This window comes from Cupriavidus sp. 05N40 (assembly GCF_056397305.1).
Genome location: NZ_JBFTND010000079.1, coordinates 45,721 through 61,890, shown reverse-complemented (window position 1 = coordinate 61,890; position 16,170 = coordinate 45,721). Strand labels below are relative to the sequence as shown.

7 protein-coding genes are annotated in these 16,170 nt (G+C 69.7%); 5 read left to right on the top strand and 2 right to left on the bottom strand.

Going from position 1 to position 16,170, the window contains the following annotated elements; all coding sequences use genetic code 11:
- Positions 1-37: 37 nt before the first annotated feature.
- Positions 38-865, bottom strand: coding sequence for a histidine kinase (locus AC1DO7_RS19395; protein ID WP_441615279.1), 828 nt, complete (start codon positions 863-865; stop codon positions 38-40).
- A gap of 388 nt (positions 866-1,253) precedes the next feature.
- Here AC1DO7_RS19395 and AC1DO7_RS19390 point away from each other — a divergent pair, with 388 nt between their 5' ends.
- Positions 1,254-3,746, top strand: a complete 2,493-nt coding sequence (locus tag AC1DO7_RS19390) for a glycogen/starch/alpha-glucan phosphorylase (protein WP_477116461.1) — start codon at positions 1,254-1,256, stop codon at positions 3,744-3,746.
- Between the two features lie 28 nt (positions 3,747-3,774).
- Here the strand turns inward: AC1DO7_RS19390 and AC1DO7_RS19385 are convergent, their stop codons facing one another.
- Positions 3,775-5,208 (bottom strand): sigma-54-dependent transcriptional regulator, encoded by a 1,434-nt coding sequence (locus tag AC1DO7_RS19385; RefSeq protein ID WP_477116456.1) that lies wholly within the window; start codon positions 5,206-5,208, stop codon positions 3,775-3,777.
- Between the two features lie 318 nt (positions 5,209-5,526).
- Here AC1DO7_RS19385 and AC1DO7_RS19380 point away from each other — a divergent pair, with 318 nt between their 5' ends.
- From AC1DO7_RS19380 to glgB, 4 genes are all read left to right on the top strand, one after another.
- Complete coding sequence (locus AC1DO7_RS19380) at positions 5,527-6,564, top strand: sigma-54 interaction domain-containing protein (protein ID WP_441615275.1); 1,038 nt, start codon at positions 5,527-5,529, stop codon at positions 6,562-6,564.
- Positions 6,565-7,273: 709 nt separating this feature from the next.
- A complete protein-coding gene (locus AC1DO7_RS19375; protein ID WP_477116455.1) occupies positions 7,274-10,579 on the top strand; it encodes a maltotransferase domain-containing protein in 3,306 nt (1,101 codons plus the stop codon).
- A complete protein-coding gene (locus AC1DO7_RS19370; protein ID WP_477116454.1) occupies positions 10,576-13,776 on the top strand; it encodes a putative maltokinase in 3,201 nt (1,066 codons plus the stop codon). The genes AC1DO7_RS19375 and AC1DO7_RS19370 overlap by 4 nt, the downstream gene beginning before the upstream one ends.
- Positions 13,777-13,866: 90 nt before the next feature.
- Complete coding sequence (glgB, locus tag AC1DO7_RS19365) at positions 13,867-16,146, top strand: 1,4-alpha-glucan branching protein GlgB (RefSeq protein ID WP_441615430.1); 2,280 nt, start codon at positions 13,867-13,869, stop codon at positions 16,144-16,146.
- Positions 16,147-16,170: the final 24 nt, after the last annotated feature.

The following is a 16,170-nucleotide window of genomic DNA, read 5'->3' as shown; positions in this document are numbered from 1 at the left end:
AAAAACTACGGCACGGGCGCGGACTGGATGCTGTGCTTCAGGCGCGGGGAATATGCAGCGGGAAGCTCACCGCGATGCACACCGACTCGCCGTCCGTCGAACAGCCCTGCCCTACGGCCTCGATGCTGGCGCAGTGGGTTTCCACCAGGCGCCGGGTCACCATCAGGGCTGTACCCTGGCGCGGCGCGCCTGCCCCACCCTGCACCGGCCGGCGCCGGTGGAAGAAATCCGAAAGCACGGAAATGCGCTCATTCTTGCGCGCCTCGCTGGGCGTGCGACTCTCGGTGATGCGCAGCTTGACCTGGTCAGCCTCGCGTTCGAGCCGCGCCTCCACCGCATCGCCGGTACGTGCCTGGCGGATGCAATGCACCAGCAGGTGCCGCAGCAATGGCAGCAGGCGGCGCGGATCGGCGTCGATCACCAGCGGCGCGGCTCCCAGTGGTGCGTCCGCGCCGCCGGCGCGAAGCAGCACGCTGCGCCCCTCGGCAACGGGCCGCGTCGCGTCCATGGCGGTATCCAGCGCCGCGCGCAGGTCCACCTGCTCCCATTGCGGCGCACTTTCATCGGCCAGCAAGGCCACGGCCTCTTCCATGTGTTCGATGAGCGCTATCTGCTGCAGCATGCCGGTGCGGATCCCGGCCAGCGCGCGCTGCGCCGCGGTCGGGGGTGTTTCCAGCGTGTGATCGAGCACGTAAGCCCAGCTCTGCACCCCGTTGAGCGCGGAGCGCAGGTCATGCGCCACCTGGGCTATCAGGCTGGCGACTTCCGCGCTACTGCTGACCTCGCCGGGCGCGCAGCTGTCACCGGACTGGCCTGCGTCGCCACTGCCGTGCGTGTTCTCGGAGGGGGAATGTTGCTGCGACATCGAAACCTTTGCGGGCGGCCTGCTTGCCCAGTTGCCATGCAATAAGCATACCGCGTGCGCGGCACCCCTGCCTGCGCGCGGGCCGGGACCGCAATCCGGGCACCTGCCCGGCCAAATCTTGTCTACGATCAAGGGGAACAGGCGCGGCTGCGCCACACCCTGCGCCGCATCTGGCACCGCGCAGTGCGCTGCGCGCCAGCGCTTGCGCGCGGCATGCCCGCCCGTGATCGCGAACATGTCCCACAGGAGGATCCCGATGACGGCAGATACCGAGCCGAACGACCCGCTTGTCCCGCACGTCCCGAACGATCTCGGCAGCGCCAGGGCTACCAGGGCCCCGCACCCCGCAGCGCCCGCCCCTCATCCTGCCCACGACACGCGCACCGCGATGTCCAGCACCACGATCCGGCGCGCCTTCCTCGACCACTTGTTCTATACGCAGGCCAAGCTGCCGGGGCTGGCCAGCGGCAACGATCTTTACCAGGCTCTCGCCCACACCGTGCGCGACCGGCTGGTGCAGCGCTGGATCAGCACGGCCGAAGCCTACCTGGGCCAGCCATCGCGCACCGTGGCGTATCTCTCCGCGGAGTTCCTGATGGGCCCGCACCTGGGCAACAACCTCGTCAACCTTGGCATCCTCGACGAAGTGCGCGAGGCCATGACGGAACTGGGGCTGAACCTGGACGACATCCTCGCGCAAGAGGAAGAGCCGGGCCTGGGCAACGGTGGCCTGGRCCGGCTGGCGGCCTGCTTCATCGATTCGCTTGCCACGCTGGAAATGCCGGCGCTGGGCTATGGCATCCGCTATGAGTACGGCATCTTCCACCAGTCCATCGTCGACGGCATGCAGGTGGAGAGCACCGATACCTGGCTGCGCAACGGCAATCCGTGGGAAATCCAGCGCTCCGAATGGGCCGTGCAGGTCAAGCTCGGCGGGCATACCGAGCGCTACACCGACGACCGCGGGCACTACCGCGTGCGCTGGGTGCCGGACAAGACGGTGGTGGGCGTGCCGTTCGACTCGCCGATCCTGGGCTACCGCGTCAATACCGTCAACACGCTGCGCCTGTGGCGCGCGGAGGCCACCGAGGCCTTCGACTTCAACGTCTTCAACCGCGGCGACTACCTCGGCGCGGTCAGCAAGAAGGTGACCTCGGAAAACCTGACCAAGGTGCTCTACCCCAACGACGAAACCCAGCAAGGCAAGGAGCTGCGCCTGGAGCAGCAGTATTTCTTCGTCTCGTGTTCGCTGCAGGACATGCTGCGCCTGCTCGATGCGCACGACATCCCGCTCACGCGCTTTCACGAGAAGTTCGCGGTGCAGCTCAACGACACGCACCCGTCGATCGGCATCGCCGAGCTGATGCGCCTGCTGGTGGACGATCACGACCTGCCGTGGGACCACGCGTGGCAGATCACGCGGCAGGCCTTTGCCTACACCAACCACACGCTGCTGCCGGAGGCGCTGGAGCGCTGGCCGCTGCCGTTGTTCGGCCGCATCCTGCCGCGCCACCTGGAAATCATCTACGAGATCAATGCGCGCTTCCTCGACGAGGTACGCATCCGCTTCTACGGCGACGACTCGCGCCTGGCACGCCTGTCGCTGATCGACGAGCACCCGCCGCGCTATGTGCGCATGGCCCACCTGGCGTGCGTCGGCAGCCATGCCATCAATGGCGTGGCGGAGCTGCATTCGCGCCTGATGCAGCAGGATGTGCTCAAGGATTTCCACGAGATGTGGCCCGAGAAATTCACCAGCGTCACCAACGGCGTCACGCCGCGGCGCTGGATCGCGCTGGCCAACCCGCGCCTGACCAGGCTGGCGTGCGATGCCATCGGCGACGGCTGGATACGCGACCTGTCCGGGCTGCGCGCGCTCGAGCCCCTTGCCGACGACCCGGCCTTTCGCGAGCAGTGGCATGCGGTGCGGCGCGCCAACAAGATTGACCTGGCCGCGGTGATCCGTGATTGCACCGGCGTGGTGGTCGATCCCGATTCGATGTTCGACGTGATGGTCAAGCGCATCCACGAATACAAGCGCCAGCACCTGGCGGTGCTGCATATCGTCGCGCTGTACCACCGCATCAAGTCCGATCCGCATGCGGAGATCGCGCCGCGCACCTTCCTGTTCGCGGGCAAGGCCGCGCCCGGCTATCACTACGCCAAGCTGATGATCCGCTTCATCACCGCGGTGGGCGAGGTGATCAACCGCGACCCGCAGGTACGCGACCGGCTCAAGGTGGTGTTCCTGCCCAACTTCAACGTGACCCATGGCCAGCGCATCTACCCGGCCGCCGACCTCTCCGAGCAGATCTCGCTGGCGGGCAAGGAAGCCTCCGGCACCGGCAATATGAAGTTCGCCATGAATGGYGCCATCACCATTGGCACCATGGATGGCGCCAATATCGAACTGCGCGACCATATCGGCGCCGACAATTTCTTCCCCTTCGGGCTGACGGCGGCGGAGGTCTATGCGCTGAAGGCAGCGGGCTACCGGCCGGCCAGCTTTTACGATGGCAATGCCGAGCTGCGCGCGGTGATCGGGCTGGCGCGCCAGGGCTTCTTCGCCAAGGGGGACGCGGCGGTGTTCCAGCCGCTGTTCGACGGGCTGCTGCAGCACGATCCCTACCTGCTGCTGGCGGATTTCGCCTCCTACCTGCATTGCCAGCAGGATGTGAGCGCCGCCTACGCGGACCGCGAGCGCTGGCAGCGCATGTCGGTGCTGTCGTCGGCGCGCTCTGGCCATTTTTCGTCCGATCGTGCCATCCAGGAATACTGCTCGCGCATCTGGCATGTGCGCCCCGTGCCGGTGCCGCTGCTGCAGCAGGCCGGCGACGGTCTTGCCGCACAGCGCCGGCGGCGCCAGCTGGCCGATGCCTGAACCGGTGCCGGCCCGGGTGGCACCCACGCTAGCCTGGCGCCGAGCTGCCACCCTGTGCCGGACCCATCCCTGCCGCGCCGCCGGGGCTGGTGCCGTTGGCACGCAGCGATTCGGGCAGCTCGCCGCGCGAGGCATATTCTTCGAGCCGGTTGTAAAGCGTCTTGAGGCTGATGCCGAGGATCTCGGCGGCGTGCTTCTTGACGCCCGAGCATTGCTCGAGCGTGGCGAAGATCAGCTGGCGATCCGCGTCCGCCAGCGAGATGCCCACCGGCACCGACACCATCGCCGTGGCTGCCGAGGTGGTGGCCGCCACCTGCAGCGGCACGTGAGCGTCCGCGATCAGGTCCTGGTCGGCCATGATGTAGGCACGCTGCACGAAGTTGCGCAGCTCGCGCACATTGCCTGGCCAGGCATGCAACAGCAGGCTGTCGAGCAGTTCCGGCGCGAAGCGACGCCGGGTACCTTGCTCGCCGTTCAACTGTTCGAGCAGCGTATTGGCGATCTGCACCACATCGTCGCCGCGCGCGCGCAAGGGCGGCAGCTCGATCGGGAACACATTGAGGCGGTGATAGAGATCGGCGCGCAGTTTGCCTTCGGCCACTGCGTCCTCCGGATTGCGGTTGGTCGCGGCCACCACGCGCACATCGGCATGCAGTTCGCGATTGGTGCCGACCCGCATGAAGGCGCCTGATTCCAGCACGCGCAGCAGCTTGACCTGCAGCTCCACCGGCATCTCGGTGATTTCATCGAGAAACAAGGTGCCGCCGTTGGCCCGCTCGAAGTAGCCCTTGTGCTGGCGCTCGGCGCCGGTAAAGCTGCCGCGCTCATGGCCGAACATCTCGGACTCGATCAGCGTGGGCGAGATCGCACCGCAGTTCACTGCCAGGAAAGGCTGCCGGCGGCGCGCCGACAGTTCGTGCAGGCTCTGGGCGGCCAGTTCCTTGCCGGTGCCGCTCTCGCCCACCAGCAGTACGGTGGCCTCGGTGGGGGCGACCTTGCCGAGCTGGTCGTAGACCACCTGCATGGCTTCAGAGCTGCCCAGCAAGCGGCCAAAGCGGCCGTAGCGGCGCAACTCGCCGCGCAGGGAGTGGACTTCCGCCTTGAGGTCCCCGGTGGTGGCGATGCGCTTGAGGATGGTGCGCAGGCGGGTCACATTGATGGGCTTGACGAGGTAGTCCGTGGCGCCCAGGCGCAGGGCGTCCACCGCCGACTCCACGCTGGCGTAGCCGGTCATCAGGATCACTTCCACGCCGGCCGTGCCCACCTCGTTGAACAGGTCCATGCCGCTGCCGTCGGGCAGCTTGAGGTCGGCCAGCACGGCGTCCGGCATCTGCCAGCCCATCTGCAGGCAAGCCTCGCGCAGGTCGCCCGCGGTGGCTGAGGTAAAGCCTGCGGCCGCCACGATCTCCGACAGCGCAGCACAGGTATTTTCATCGTCGTCGACGATCAGGATGTGAGGCATATATTCCGTAGAAGCGCCATCGGCCAAAGGCATGATGCGACAAGCGGGCGCGGGAGATCCCCGCGGGTACGGCAGCAGCAAGCCTGGACATCTGTCAGGGAGCCGAGGGTCAGTCCGGGGTAAGTCATAGTTTATGCGGGCATGGGCGACAGCGATACCGGTGTCTGTCTGACAACACGACGCACGAGAAGCCGACATTGAGCTTTGTACGCAAAAGAGTGGCTTCGCGCCGCCGCAAGCGATAGCATTAGCTCAACCACTGCCTTGCCGCGGGCACCAGCGGATCACCCGCCGCTCCCGCGCCCCACGACACTGCCGATGACAAGCAGCCAGCCCACCGTCGCCACCTCCCCGCCCGCCACCGCGCGATCCGCGCAGGCAGGGGGTGCCCTGCCGCGCCGCGGCGCCGGGCAGGGCGCGGTGGCGTTGCTGTGGCAGAGCACTTCGCCGGTGATGCGGCATCTGCTCGCCCAGGTCGAACGCGTGGCCTGCACCGAGATCACCATGCTGGCCGTGGGTGAAAGCGGGACCGGCAAGGAACTGGTGGCGCGCGCGGTGCACGATCGCAGCGCGCGCCGCGCCGGGCCGTTCGTGGCGGTGAATTGCGGGGCGATTCCGGCCACGCTGATCGAGTCCGAGCTGTTCGGTCACGAAAAGGGCGGCTTCACCGGCGCCTTCCAGCAGAAGGCCGGCTATTTCGAACAGGCACGCGGGGGCACGCTGTTTCTCGACGAAATCACGGAAATGGCGCCCGACATGCAGATCAAGCTGCTGCGTGTGCTCGAGACCCTCACCTTCCACCGTGTCGGCGGCGATACGCAGATCGTGTGCGACGTACGCATCCTCGCCGCCACCAACCGCGACCCGGTCGAAGCCGTGCGCGAGGGGCAGTTGCGCGAGGACCTGCTCTATCGCCTGGCCGTATTCCCGCTGCATGTCCCCCCGCTACGCGAGCGTGGCGAGGACATCGCGCTACTGGCCAGGCATTTCCTGGCCGAGTTCAACGCCATGGAAGGCACCGAGAAGACGTTCTCGTCCACCGTGCTGGAGCGCTTGCGCCACTACGGCTGGCCCGGCAATGTGCGCGAACTCAAGAACACCATCTACCGCGCCTTTATCCTGGCCGACCGCGTGATCGATATCGCCAATCCGAACATCGCCACGCAGCCGCCACGCCCCGCGACACTCGACGGCTTCGTCAACGTACGCATAGGTACCTCGCTGGCCGATGCACAGCGCGAGATCATCCTGGCCACGCTGGCGCGCTATGACGGCGACAAGCGCCAGGCCGCCCATTCCCTGGGTATCAGCCTGAAAACCCTCTACAACCGCCTGGACAGCTATCGCGCCGGCTGACGTGCTGCCCGCGTGGCAGCACGACCGGCGCCGCGCCGACCGCCAGGTCGGCTGGCGCGCAGCCTGGCCTTGTCTCTCCCCGGTCACCTGCTGCGTGGCCGCCCCCTTCCCGCCTGCCGCCCTTTTCCGCCGTATCTGCCCGGGCGCCCTGTAGTTTTTACATCCCGTACGCGCCATCCGGCGCCGAAGTCTCGCCCTGCGCACCCGCCGCAACCGTGCGTGGGGCCTTGGTGCAGCCAGCGCCGCGGGTGTCAGGTGCCATGTCTGGCCGGGCCTGGCACGCGCTTCGCATAGCACCACTGGCGCACCTGGCTCCGCCGCTCAGCAACAAGCGGCGGGACCGGCGCACCCATGCGGCGCTCTCGGGTGCCGTGTGGGCCAAGCCTTGTCACAGCACCCCGCCGTCACGCCATCTCGTTCAGTCGCTCGCGTACCACCCGACCACCAGCACCCGCCGGTGGATGCAGAAGGAGTTTCACCATTGAAACCAAGCATGCAATTCCTGGCCGCAGAAACGATCCCGCAGGCTCGGACCGCAGGACCGGGGCCGGGGCCAGGTAAAGGCAAAGGTAAAGCGGCCCGCGGCCAGCCGGACCCATGCGGCGCGGCTCTGCATCGCACGTGCCTGTCCTGCGCTGCCGGGGGCGGTTTGTCCGCCGCCACGCCGGGCTCGCCACCCCGGCCTGCAGGCAAGCGGCGAGGATAGAACGTGCGGATCTGTCTGATCGGACTGTCCTCCTCCCGCCCCGGCGACGCGCCTGGTGCCGACACGCTGGCGCGCGCCGCGGCGCTCGGTTTCGACCATGTCCTGCTGGCCGGCTGGCCGGTCCTGCAGGCCCGGGGCGCGGCGCTGTCGCAGGTGGTGGCCGCATGCCAGGCGCATGGGCTCTCATGCCTGCTGGAGCTGGCGCTGGACCGGTATCCCGACGGCAGCGCCGGGCTGGAGCCGGCCTGGCGCGAGCCCACCGGCTTCGCAGCCGACCCGCGCGACACCGACAACCACCTGCCCGGTGCCCGCCTGCGCTGGCATGACCCGCAGGTGGCTGCCGCGCTGGTGCCCTGGTGGGGCGAGCAGCTGCGCACCCCGGTGGCAGCCGGCGTGGCCGGCTTCGTCTGCCGCGCGCCGGCGCGCGTGGCCGGGCGGCACTGGGCACAGTTGAGCGCCGGTGCCCGGCGTGCGGCACCGGGGCGCCATGTGTCGTTCCTTGCATGGACGCCGGGGCTGGCTCCCGGGCAGCTCGACGACCTTGCCCGGGGCGGCTTCGACGGCGCCTTCTGCTCGCTGCCGTGGTGGGATTTCCGCAGCCTCTGGCTGAGCGAGGAGATCGCCCGGCTGCGCCCTTTCGGGCGCGTGCTGGCCGCACCGGCACTGGAAGCGGGCGGCACCGACGCACTCGCTGCGCGCCGTGCCTTGTGGGCCGCCGCGGCCATCGGCGACGGCCTGCTGGTGCCGGCGGGCTTCGAGGCCGGCGGCGACGGCGCAAGCGCGCCGCCCTACGATCTCTCGCATGAGCTGATCCACGCCAACGCCTGGCTGGCCGCGCGCGGCGCGGCCCCGGCCCGCTCGCTGCGCCAGGTCAGCGGCGGCGACGCGGCGCTGACCGTGCTCGCGCGCACGGACGGGACTGCCGGCGATAACGCCGCCACGCTGGCCATCGTCATCAACCCGGACACGCTGCAGGCGGCTTCCCTCGGCGTCGAGCGCATCGTGGCCGCGCTGCCGCAAGGCGCCGGCACGCTGCTGCCTGCCGAGGGCGGTCCGGGCGGTGCGGATGCGGCGGCGGGCAGCGGGGGATTCTTGCTGGACGCCATGGCCACCATCGCCCTCGCGCCCGCCGGCATCCAGCTCTATCACAGCGTGCCCGGCCCGGCGCAGGCGGCCCCGGTGCGCCGCAACGGCAAGCGGGTTGCCGCCGCCGTGCGCGCCACGCTGGAGAGGAGCGTTGCCGCTGCCTTGCAAGCGCCGCGCATCGCCATCGAGAACGTGACGCCGGCCTGCGACGCGGGCCGCTTCGCGGTGCGGCGCGTGGCCGGCGAGCGCGTCGAGGTGGAAGCGGATATCTGGATGGACGGCCACGACAAGCTCGCCGCCGTCCTGCTCTGGCGCGGCCCCGGCGAGCAGGACTGGCACGAAGCGCCGCTGCTGGCGGGCGTCAACGACCGCTGGCACGGCAGCTTTCCGCTGCGCGGCATGGGCCGCCATGAATTCACCGTGGAAGCATGGCGCGACGCCTTCGGCAGCTGGTGCGACGAGGTCACCAAGAAAAAGCAGGCCGGCGTCGACGTGACGCTGGAAATCGAGGAAGGCGCGCGCCTGGTGGCCGCCACCGCCGGCGCCACCAGGGACACCCAGGCCGCGGTGCACGCCATCGCAAGCGAACTGCAGCAAGGCGCCGGCCACGCCGATAGCGATGCCCGCAGCGATGCCCTCCCCGATCCCGCGCGCGACATGCACCGCCTCGAACTCCTGCTCTCACCAAGCACGCGCGCGGCCATGCAGGCCGCCGACCCGCGCCCGTTCGCCACGCGCCACCCGGTGGCGCTGCCGGTGGAGGCGGACCGCCTGGCGGCGCGCTTCGCCAGCTGGTACGAGCTGTTCCCGCGTTCGCAGAGCGGCGACATGCAGCGCCACGGCACCTTCGACGACGTGATCSSSCGSCTGCCSGCSATCCGCGCGATGGGSTTCGACGTGCTSTACTTYCCGCCCATCCACCCGATCGGCCGCACCCACCGCAAGGGCCGCAACAACAGCCTGCGCGCCGCGCCCAGCGACCCGGGCAGCCCATATGCGATCGGCGCGGAGGAAGGCGGGCATGACGCCATCCACCCCGAACTGGGCACCTTCGATGACTTCCGCCGCCTGCGCGACGCCGCTGCCGCGGCGGGCCTGGAGCTGGCGCTGGACTTCGCCATCCAGTGCTCGCCCGACCATCCGTGGCTGCGCGAACACCCTGAATGGTTCGCCCACCGCCCGGACGGCTCGCTGCGCTATGCGGAAAACCCGCCCAAGAAGTACGAGGACATCGTCAACGTCGATTTCTACGGCACGCCGCCGTCCGACGCCACGCTGTGGACCGCGCTGCGCGACGTGGTGCTGTTCTGGGCGGGCCAGGGCGTGCGCATCTTCCGCGTGGACAACCCGCACACCAAGCCGCTGCCGTTCTGGGAATGGATGATCGCCGATGTGCGCGCGCAGTACCCGGACGCGCTGTTCCTGGCCGAAGCCTTCACGCGGCCCAAGATGATGGCGCGCCTGGCCAAGCTGGGCTTCAACCAGTCGTATACCTACTTCACCTGGCGCAACCACAAGCGCGAGCTCGTGGAATACATGACGGAGCTGACGCAGGGCCCGCTGCGCGAATACTTCCGCCCGCATTTCTTCGTCAACACACCCGACATCAACCCCTATTTCCTGCACGACAGCGGCCGGCCCGGCTTCCTGATCCGCGCGGCGCTGGCCACGTTGCTGTCCGGGCTGTGGGGCATGTACAGCGGCTTCGAGCTGTGCGAGGGCACGCCGGTGATGGCCGGCGGCGCGCCCAGGGAAGAGTACCTGGACTCCGAGAAATACCAGTTGCGCGCGTGGGACTGGCAGCGCCCGGGCAATATCGTTGCCGAGATCTCGCGCCTGAACGCCATCCGCGCCAGCCACCCGGCGCTGCAGAGCCACCTTGGCCTGCGCTTCTACCACGCCAGCGACGACGCGGTGCTGTACTTCGCCCGCTTCGTGCCGCGCGCCGCGCCGCTGCCGGGCACGCCGCCCGTCCCCGGCGCCTTCGACGGCGAAGTGCTGCTGGCCGCCATCAGCCTGGACCCGCGCGCCGCGCGCGAGGCGGCCATCGAGCTGCCGCTGTGGGAATGGGGCCTGCCCGACCACGCCGCGCTCGACGCCGAAGACCTGATGCACGGGCCCCGCTTCACCTGGCGGGGCAAGCACCAGCGCATCCGGCTGGACCCCCACGCGTTGCCGTTCGCGCTGTGGCGGGTGCGGCCGCTGCGCGAGGAGACAGCATGAAACGCCTGACCGAACCGGGGAGCGCCGCGCTGCTCAACGCCGATCCGCTCTGGTACAAGGACGCCGTCATCTACCAGTTGCACATCAAGTCCTTCTTCGATGCCAACGGCGACGGCGTGGGCGATTTCGCCGGCCTGCACGCCAAGCTCGACTACCTCGTCAACCTGGGGGTGGATACGGTCTGGCTGCTGCCGTTCTATCCGTCGCCGCGCCGCGACGACGGCTACGACATCGCCGACTACCGCAACGTCCACCCCGACTACGGCACGCTGGCCGAAGCGCGCCGCTTCGTGGCCGCGGCGCATGCGCGCGGGCTGCGCGTGATCACGGAACTGGTCATCAACCACACCTCGGACCAGCACCCGTGGTTCCAGCGCGCGCGCCTGGCCAAGCCCGGCTCGGCGGCGCGCAACTACTACGTGTGGTCGGACACCGACCAGGCCTACGCCGGCACCCGCATCATCTTCTGCGACACCGAGAAATCCAACTGGAGCTGGGACCCGGTGGCCGGCGCCTATTTCTGGCACCGCTTCTACTCGCACCAGCCCGACCTGAACTTCGACAACCCGCAGGTGCTGCGCGAGGTGATGTCGGTGATGCGCTTCTGGCTCGATATCGGCGTCGACGGGCTGCGGCTGGATGCCGTGCCCTACCTTGTCGAGCGCGAAGGCACCAGCAACGAGAACCTGCCCGAGACCCATGCCATCATCAAGCGCATCCGCGCCCACCTGGACGCGGAGTACAAGGGGCGCCTGCTGCTGGCGGAAGCCAATATGTGGCCGGAAGACGCCCAGCAATACTTTGGCGGACCGGGCGCGCCCGCCGCCTCCACGGCCCCCATCTCGCCCGCGGTGGCAGGCCGCACCCAGGGCGCGGGCCATGCCGCGCCGGCCGCCGGCGCCCCGCCCATGCACAGCGCGGGCGAGCTGAGCAACGAAGGCACCGCCGTGCCCGGCGACGAATGCCAGATGTCATTCCATTTCCCGCTGATGCCGCGCATGTACATGGCGATCGCGCGGGAGGACCGCTTCCCGATCACCGACATCATGCGGCAGACGCCGGAGATCCCGCCCAATTGCCAGTGGGCCATCTTCCTGCGCAACCACGACGAACTGACGCTCGAAATGGTGACCAGCTCCGAGCGCGACTACCTGTGGGAGGTCTATGCCTCCGACCGGCGCGCCCGCATCAACCTCGGCATCCGCCGCCGGCTGGCGCCGCTGATGGAGCGCGACCGCCGCCGCATCGAGCTGATGAACAGCCTGCTGTTTTCCATGCCCGGCACGCCGGTGATCTACTACGGCGACGAGATCGGCATGGGCGACAACATCCATCTCGGCGACCGCGACGGGGTGCGCACGCCCATGCAGTGGTCGCCCGACCGCAACGGCGGCTTCTCCCACGCCGACCCCGAGCGCCTGGTGCTGCCGCCGCTGCAGGGCCCGCTGTACGGCTACGAAGCGGTCAACGTGGAAGCGCAGGCCCGCGACCCGCACTCGCTGCTCAACTGGATGCGCCGCATGCTGGCCCTGCGCCGCCAGCACCGCGCCTTCGGGCGCGGCACGCTGCGCTTCCTGTTTCCCGGCAACCGCAAGATCCTGGCCTACCTGCGCGAGTTCGAAGGCGAGCACATCCTGTGCGTGGCCAACCTGGCGCGCGCGCCGCAGGCGGTGGAGCTGGACCTGTCCGCCTTCGCCGGCCGCGTGCCGGTGGAAATGCTGGGCGCCACGCCCTTCCCCGCCATCGGCCAGCTCACCTACCTGCTGACCTTGCCGCCCTACGGCTTCTACTGGTTCGTGCTGAGCAACGAAGCCCAGCCACCGTCCTGGCACGTCGATGCCCCCGAGCAGATGCCCGACCAGATCACGCTGGTGATGCAGAACGCCGCCCAGGCGGAACTCACCGAAGCCTCGCGCCGCACGCTGGCTAACGAAGTGCTGCCGCACTACATCGGCAGGCGCCGCTGGTACGGCGCCAAGGGCGAGCGCATCCGCAGCGTGGGCATTGCCTATGCCATCCCGTTCGCGCGGGGCACGGCCGGCGAGGAAACCTTCCTGTGCGAGATGGAGCTGGCGCTGGAAGGCCATACCGCCTGCTACCAGTTGCCGGTCGGCCTGTTGTGGGACCGCGACGGCGCCGGCGAAGGCGCCTCGCAGCTGGCGCACTCGCTGTCCATGGCCCGCGTGCGCAAGGGCAGCCGCGTGGGCCTGGTCACCGATGCCTTCGCGGTCGAGTGCTTTGCCCGCGAAGTGGTGCGCACGCTGCGCGCCGGCCGGGAGCTGTCCAGCCCGCGCGGCCCGATCCGCTTTCGCGGCGAGCCCGCCCTCGCAGGCCTGCCGCTGGAATCCGAGGAAGTGCAGTGGATGTCGGCCGAGCAGTCCAACAGCTCGCTGTCCTACAACAATACCGCCGTGCTCAAGCTGGTACGCCGCCTGGCCGGCGGCATCCACCCCGAGGCCGAGGTCACCCGCCACCTGAGCGCCAACGGCTACCGCAACTCCGCGCCGCTGCTTGGCGAGGTGGTACGTACCGGGCTGGATGGCACCCCGCATACGCTGATGCTGCTGCAGGGCTACATCCTGAACCAGGGCGACGCCTGGGGCTGGACGCTGGACTATATCGGCCGCGCCATCGACGACGCCGTGCCGTCCGAAGACCCCGAGGACGAATTCGGCGAGGCGCTCGGCGGCTACGCCGCGCTGGCCGGCACCCTGGGCCAGCGCCTGGCGGAGCTGCATGCGGTGCTGGCCCGCCCCTGCGACGATCCCGCGTTCGCGCCGGAAGCCGCCGGCGAGGCGCAGGTGCAGCAGTGGGCCGGGCAGGYCCTGGCCGAGCTGGAGCGTGCCATGACGCTGCTGGAGCAGCGCGCCGGCGAACTCGGCCGCCAGGCCCGCAACGACCGCTTCGCCGCAGATATCGACACGCTGCTTGCGGCCCGGGCGCACCTGCCGGCGCTGGTGGCGCGGCTCGCCGCGGGCGCGCCCGGCAGCCTGCAGACGCGCATCCACGGCGACTTCCACCTCGGACAGGTGCTGGTCGCGCAGAACGATACCTACCTGGTCGATTTCGAGGGCGAGCCGGGGCTGACCTGTTCCTGCTCGAACGCGCTGCCTACGAGGTTGGCTACGAGGCCGCCAACCGCGTGGCCTGGATCGACCTGCCGGTCAACGGGCTGGCGCGGCTGGTGCGCAAGCTGACCGGCGTCACCGGGGATGCCGATGCGCAAGACTGACAGCGCCCCGCCACGCGCCATGCCTACTCCCGCGCCGGCCCTGGTGCCGCCCTCCATGCCACCCTCGCCGCCCTCGCCGCTGCCAAACGCGAGCGATATCGAAGCCCTGCTGGCCGCGCGCCACGCCGATCCCTTTGCCGTGCTCGGCCCGCATGCGGGCGCGCGCGGCACCGTCGTACGCGCCTGCCTGCCCGGCGCCCGGGCAGCCTGGCTGGCCGCCCCGGACGGCACCCGCCTGGCCGGGCTGGAACCGCTGCACCCTGGTGGCGTCTTCGCCGGGACCCTGCATGCCGCACGCGCCGGCGCGGCCGACTACCGACTCGGCATGCGCTGGCCGGACGGCAGCGAACAGCTCAGCGCCGATCCCTACGCCTTCGGCACCCTGCTGGGCGACCTGGACCTGCACCTGATCGCCGAGGGCCGCCACTTCGAGCTGAGCAGCTGCCTGGGCGCGCAGGCGCAGGAGCTCGATGGCATCCCGGGCGTGCGCTTCGCGGTGTGGGCGCCCAATGCCCGGCGCGTCTCGGTGATCGGCGATTTCAACGGCTGGAACCCGGCGCGCCATCCCATGCGCCTGCGCCACGGCGCCGGCGTGTGGGAGCTGTTCATCCCCGCCGGGATGGGCGCCGCGCCCGGCAGCCGCTACAAGTTCGACCTGCTGGGCGCACACGGCGAGGCGCTGCCCGACAAGGCCGACCCGCTGGCGCTGGCCACCGAGGCGCCGCCGGCCACGGCCTCGGTGGTCGCCGAGCCGGGCCGCACCGCGCCGCCCTACGCGTGGACCGACCAGGCCTGGATGCGCCGCCGCGCCGGCACCGACCCGCATGCCGCGCCGATGTCCATCTACGAGCTGCACGTGCTGTCCTGGCTGCGCGAGGTCAACGACCCCGTGCGCGGCTGGGAGCGGCTGGCGGCGCGGCTGGTGCCCTATGTGCAGGAACTCGGCTTCACCCACATCGAACTGATGCCGGTGATGGAGCATCCGTTCGGCGGCTCGTGGGGCTACCAGCCGCTTTCGCTGTTCGCGCCCACCGCGCGGCTGGGCCCGCCGCAGGCCTTCGCCGCCTTCGTGGACCGCTGCCACGAGGCCGGCATCGGCGTGATCCTGGACTGGGTGCCGGCGCACTTCCCCACCGACCCGCACGGCCTGGCCCGATTCGACGGCACCGCGCTGTACGAGTACCAGGATCCGCGCGAGGGCTTCCACCAGGACTGGAACACACTGATCTACAACCTGGGCCGCAACGAGGTGCGCGGCTTCATGCTGGCCAGCGCGCTGCACTGGCTGGAGCACTATCACGTCGACGGCCTGCGCGTGGATGCGGTGGCATCCATGCTCTACCGCGACTACAGCCGCGAGGCCGGCCAGTGGCTGCCCAACCGCTTCGGCGGGCGCGAGAACCTGGAGACGGTGGCCTTCCTGCGCGAACTCAATACCGTGGTGCGCGAGCGCTGCCCGGGCGCCATGACCATCGCCGAGGAGTCCACCGCCTGGCCCGGCGTGACCGCACCGGTGCAAAGCGGCGGCCTTGGCTTTACCTTCAAGTGGAACATGGGCTGGATGCACGACACGCTGCGCTACCTGGCGCACGACCCCGTGCACCGCGCCTGGCACCACCAGGACATGACCTTCGGCATGGTCTACGCGTGGTCCGAAGCCTTCGTGCTGCCGATCTCGCACGACGAAGTGGTGCACGGCAAGGGCTCGATGATCGGCAAGACGCCCGGCGACGACTGGCAGCGTTTCGCCAGCCTGCGCGCCTACTACGGCTTCATGTGGACCCACCCCGGCAAGAAGCTGCTCTACATGGGCGCCGAGTTCGCCCAGTGGCGCGAATGGAACCACGACACGGAGCTGGACTGGCCGCTGCTTGAGCAGCCCGCGCACCGCGGYATGCAGGCGCTGGTGCGCGACCTCAACCGCATGCACGCCACGCTGCCGGCCCTGCATGCGCTGGATCACCGCCCCGAAGGCTTCAGCTGGGTGGTGGGCGACGACAGCCGCAACAGTGTGTTCGCCTACCTGCGCCGCGCCGCGCCGGGCGGCCGCGAGGTGGCGCTGGCGGTGGTCAACATGACGCCCTTGGTGCGCCCCGACTACCGCCTGGGCGTGCCGTTCGCCGGGCGCTGGCTCGAATGCCTGAATACGGACGCGGCCATCTACGGCGGCGGCAACGTCGGCAATGGCGGCGAAGTGCTGGCCACCGACGCGCCCTCGCACGGGCAGCCCGCCTCCCTCATCCTCACCATCCCGCCGCTGGCCACGCTGGTACTGCGCTTTGCCGACGATCCGGCAGGCGGCGCCGCCGAAGATTTCGCCAACCGAGGAGCCTGACCTTGCCCCTTGCCCCTGCCACCC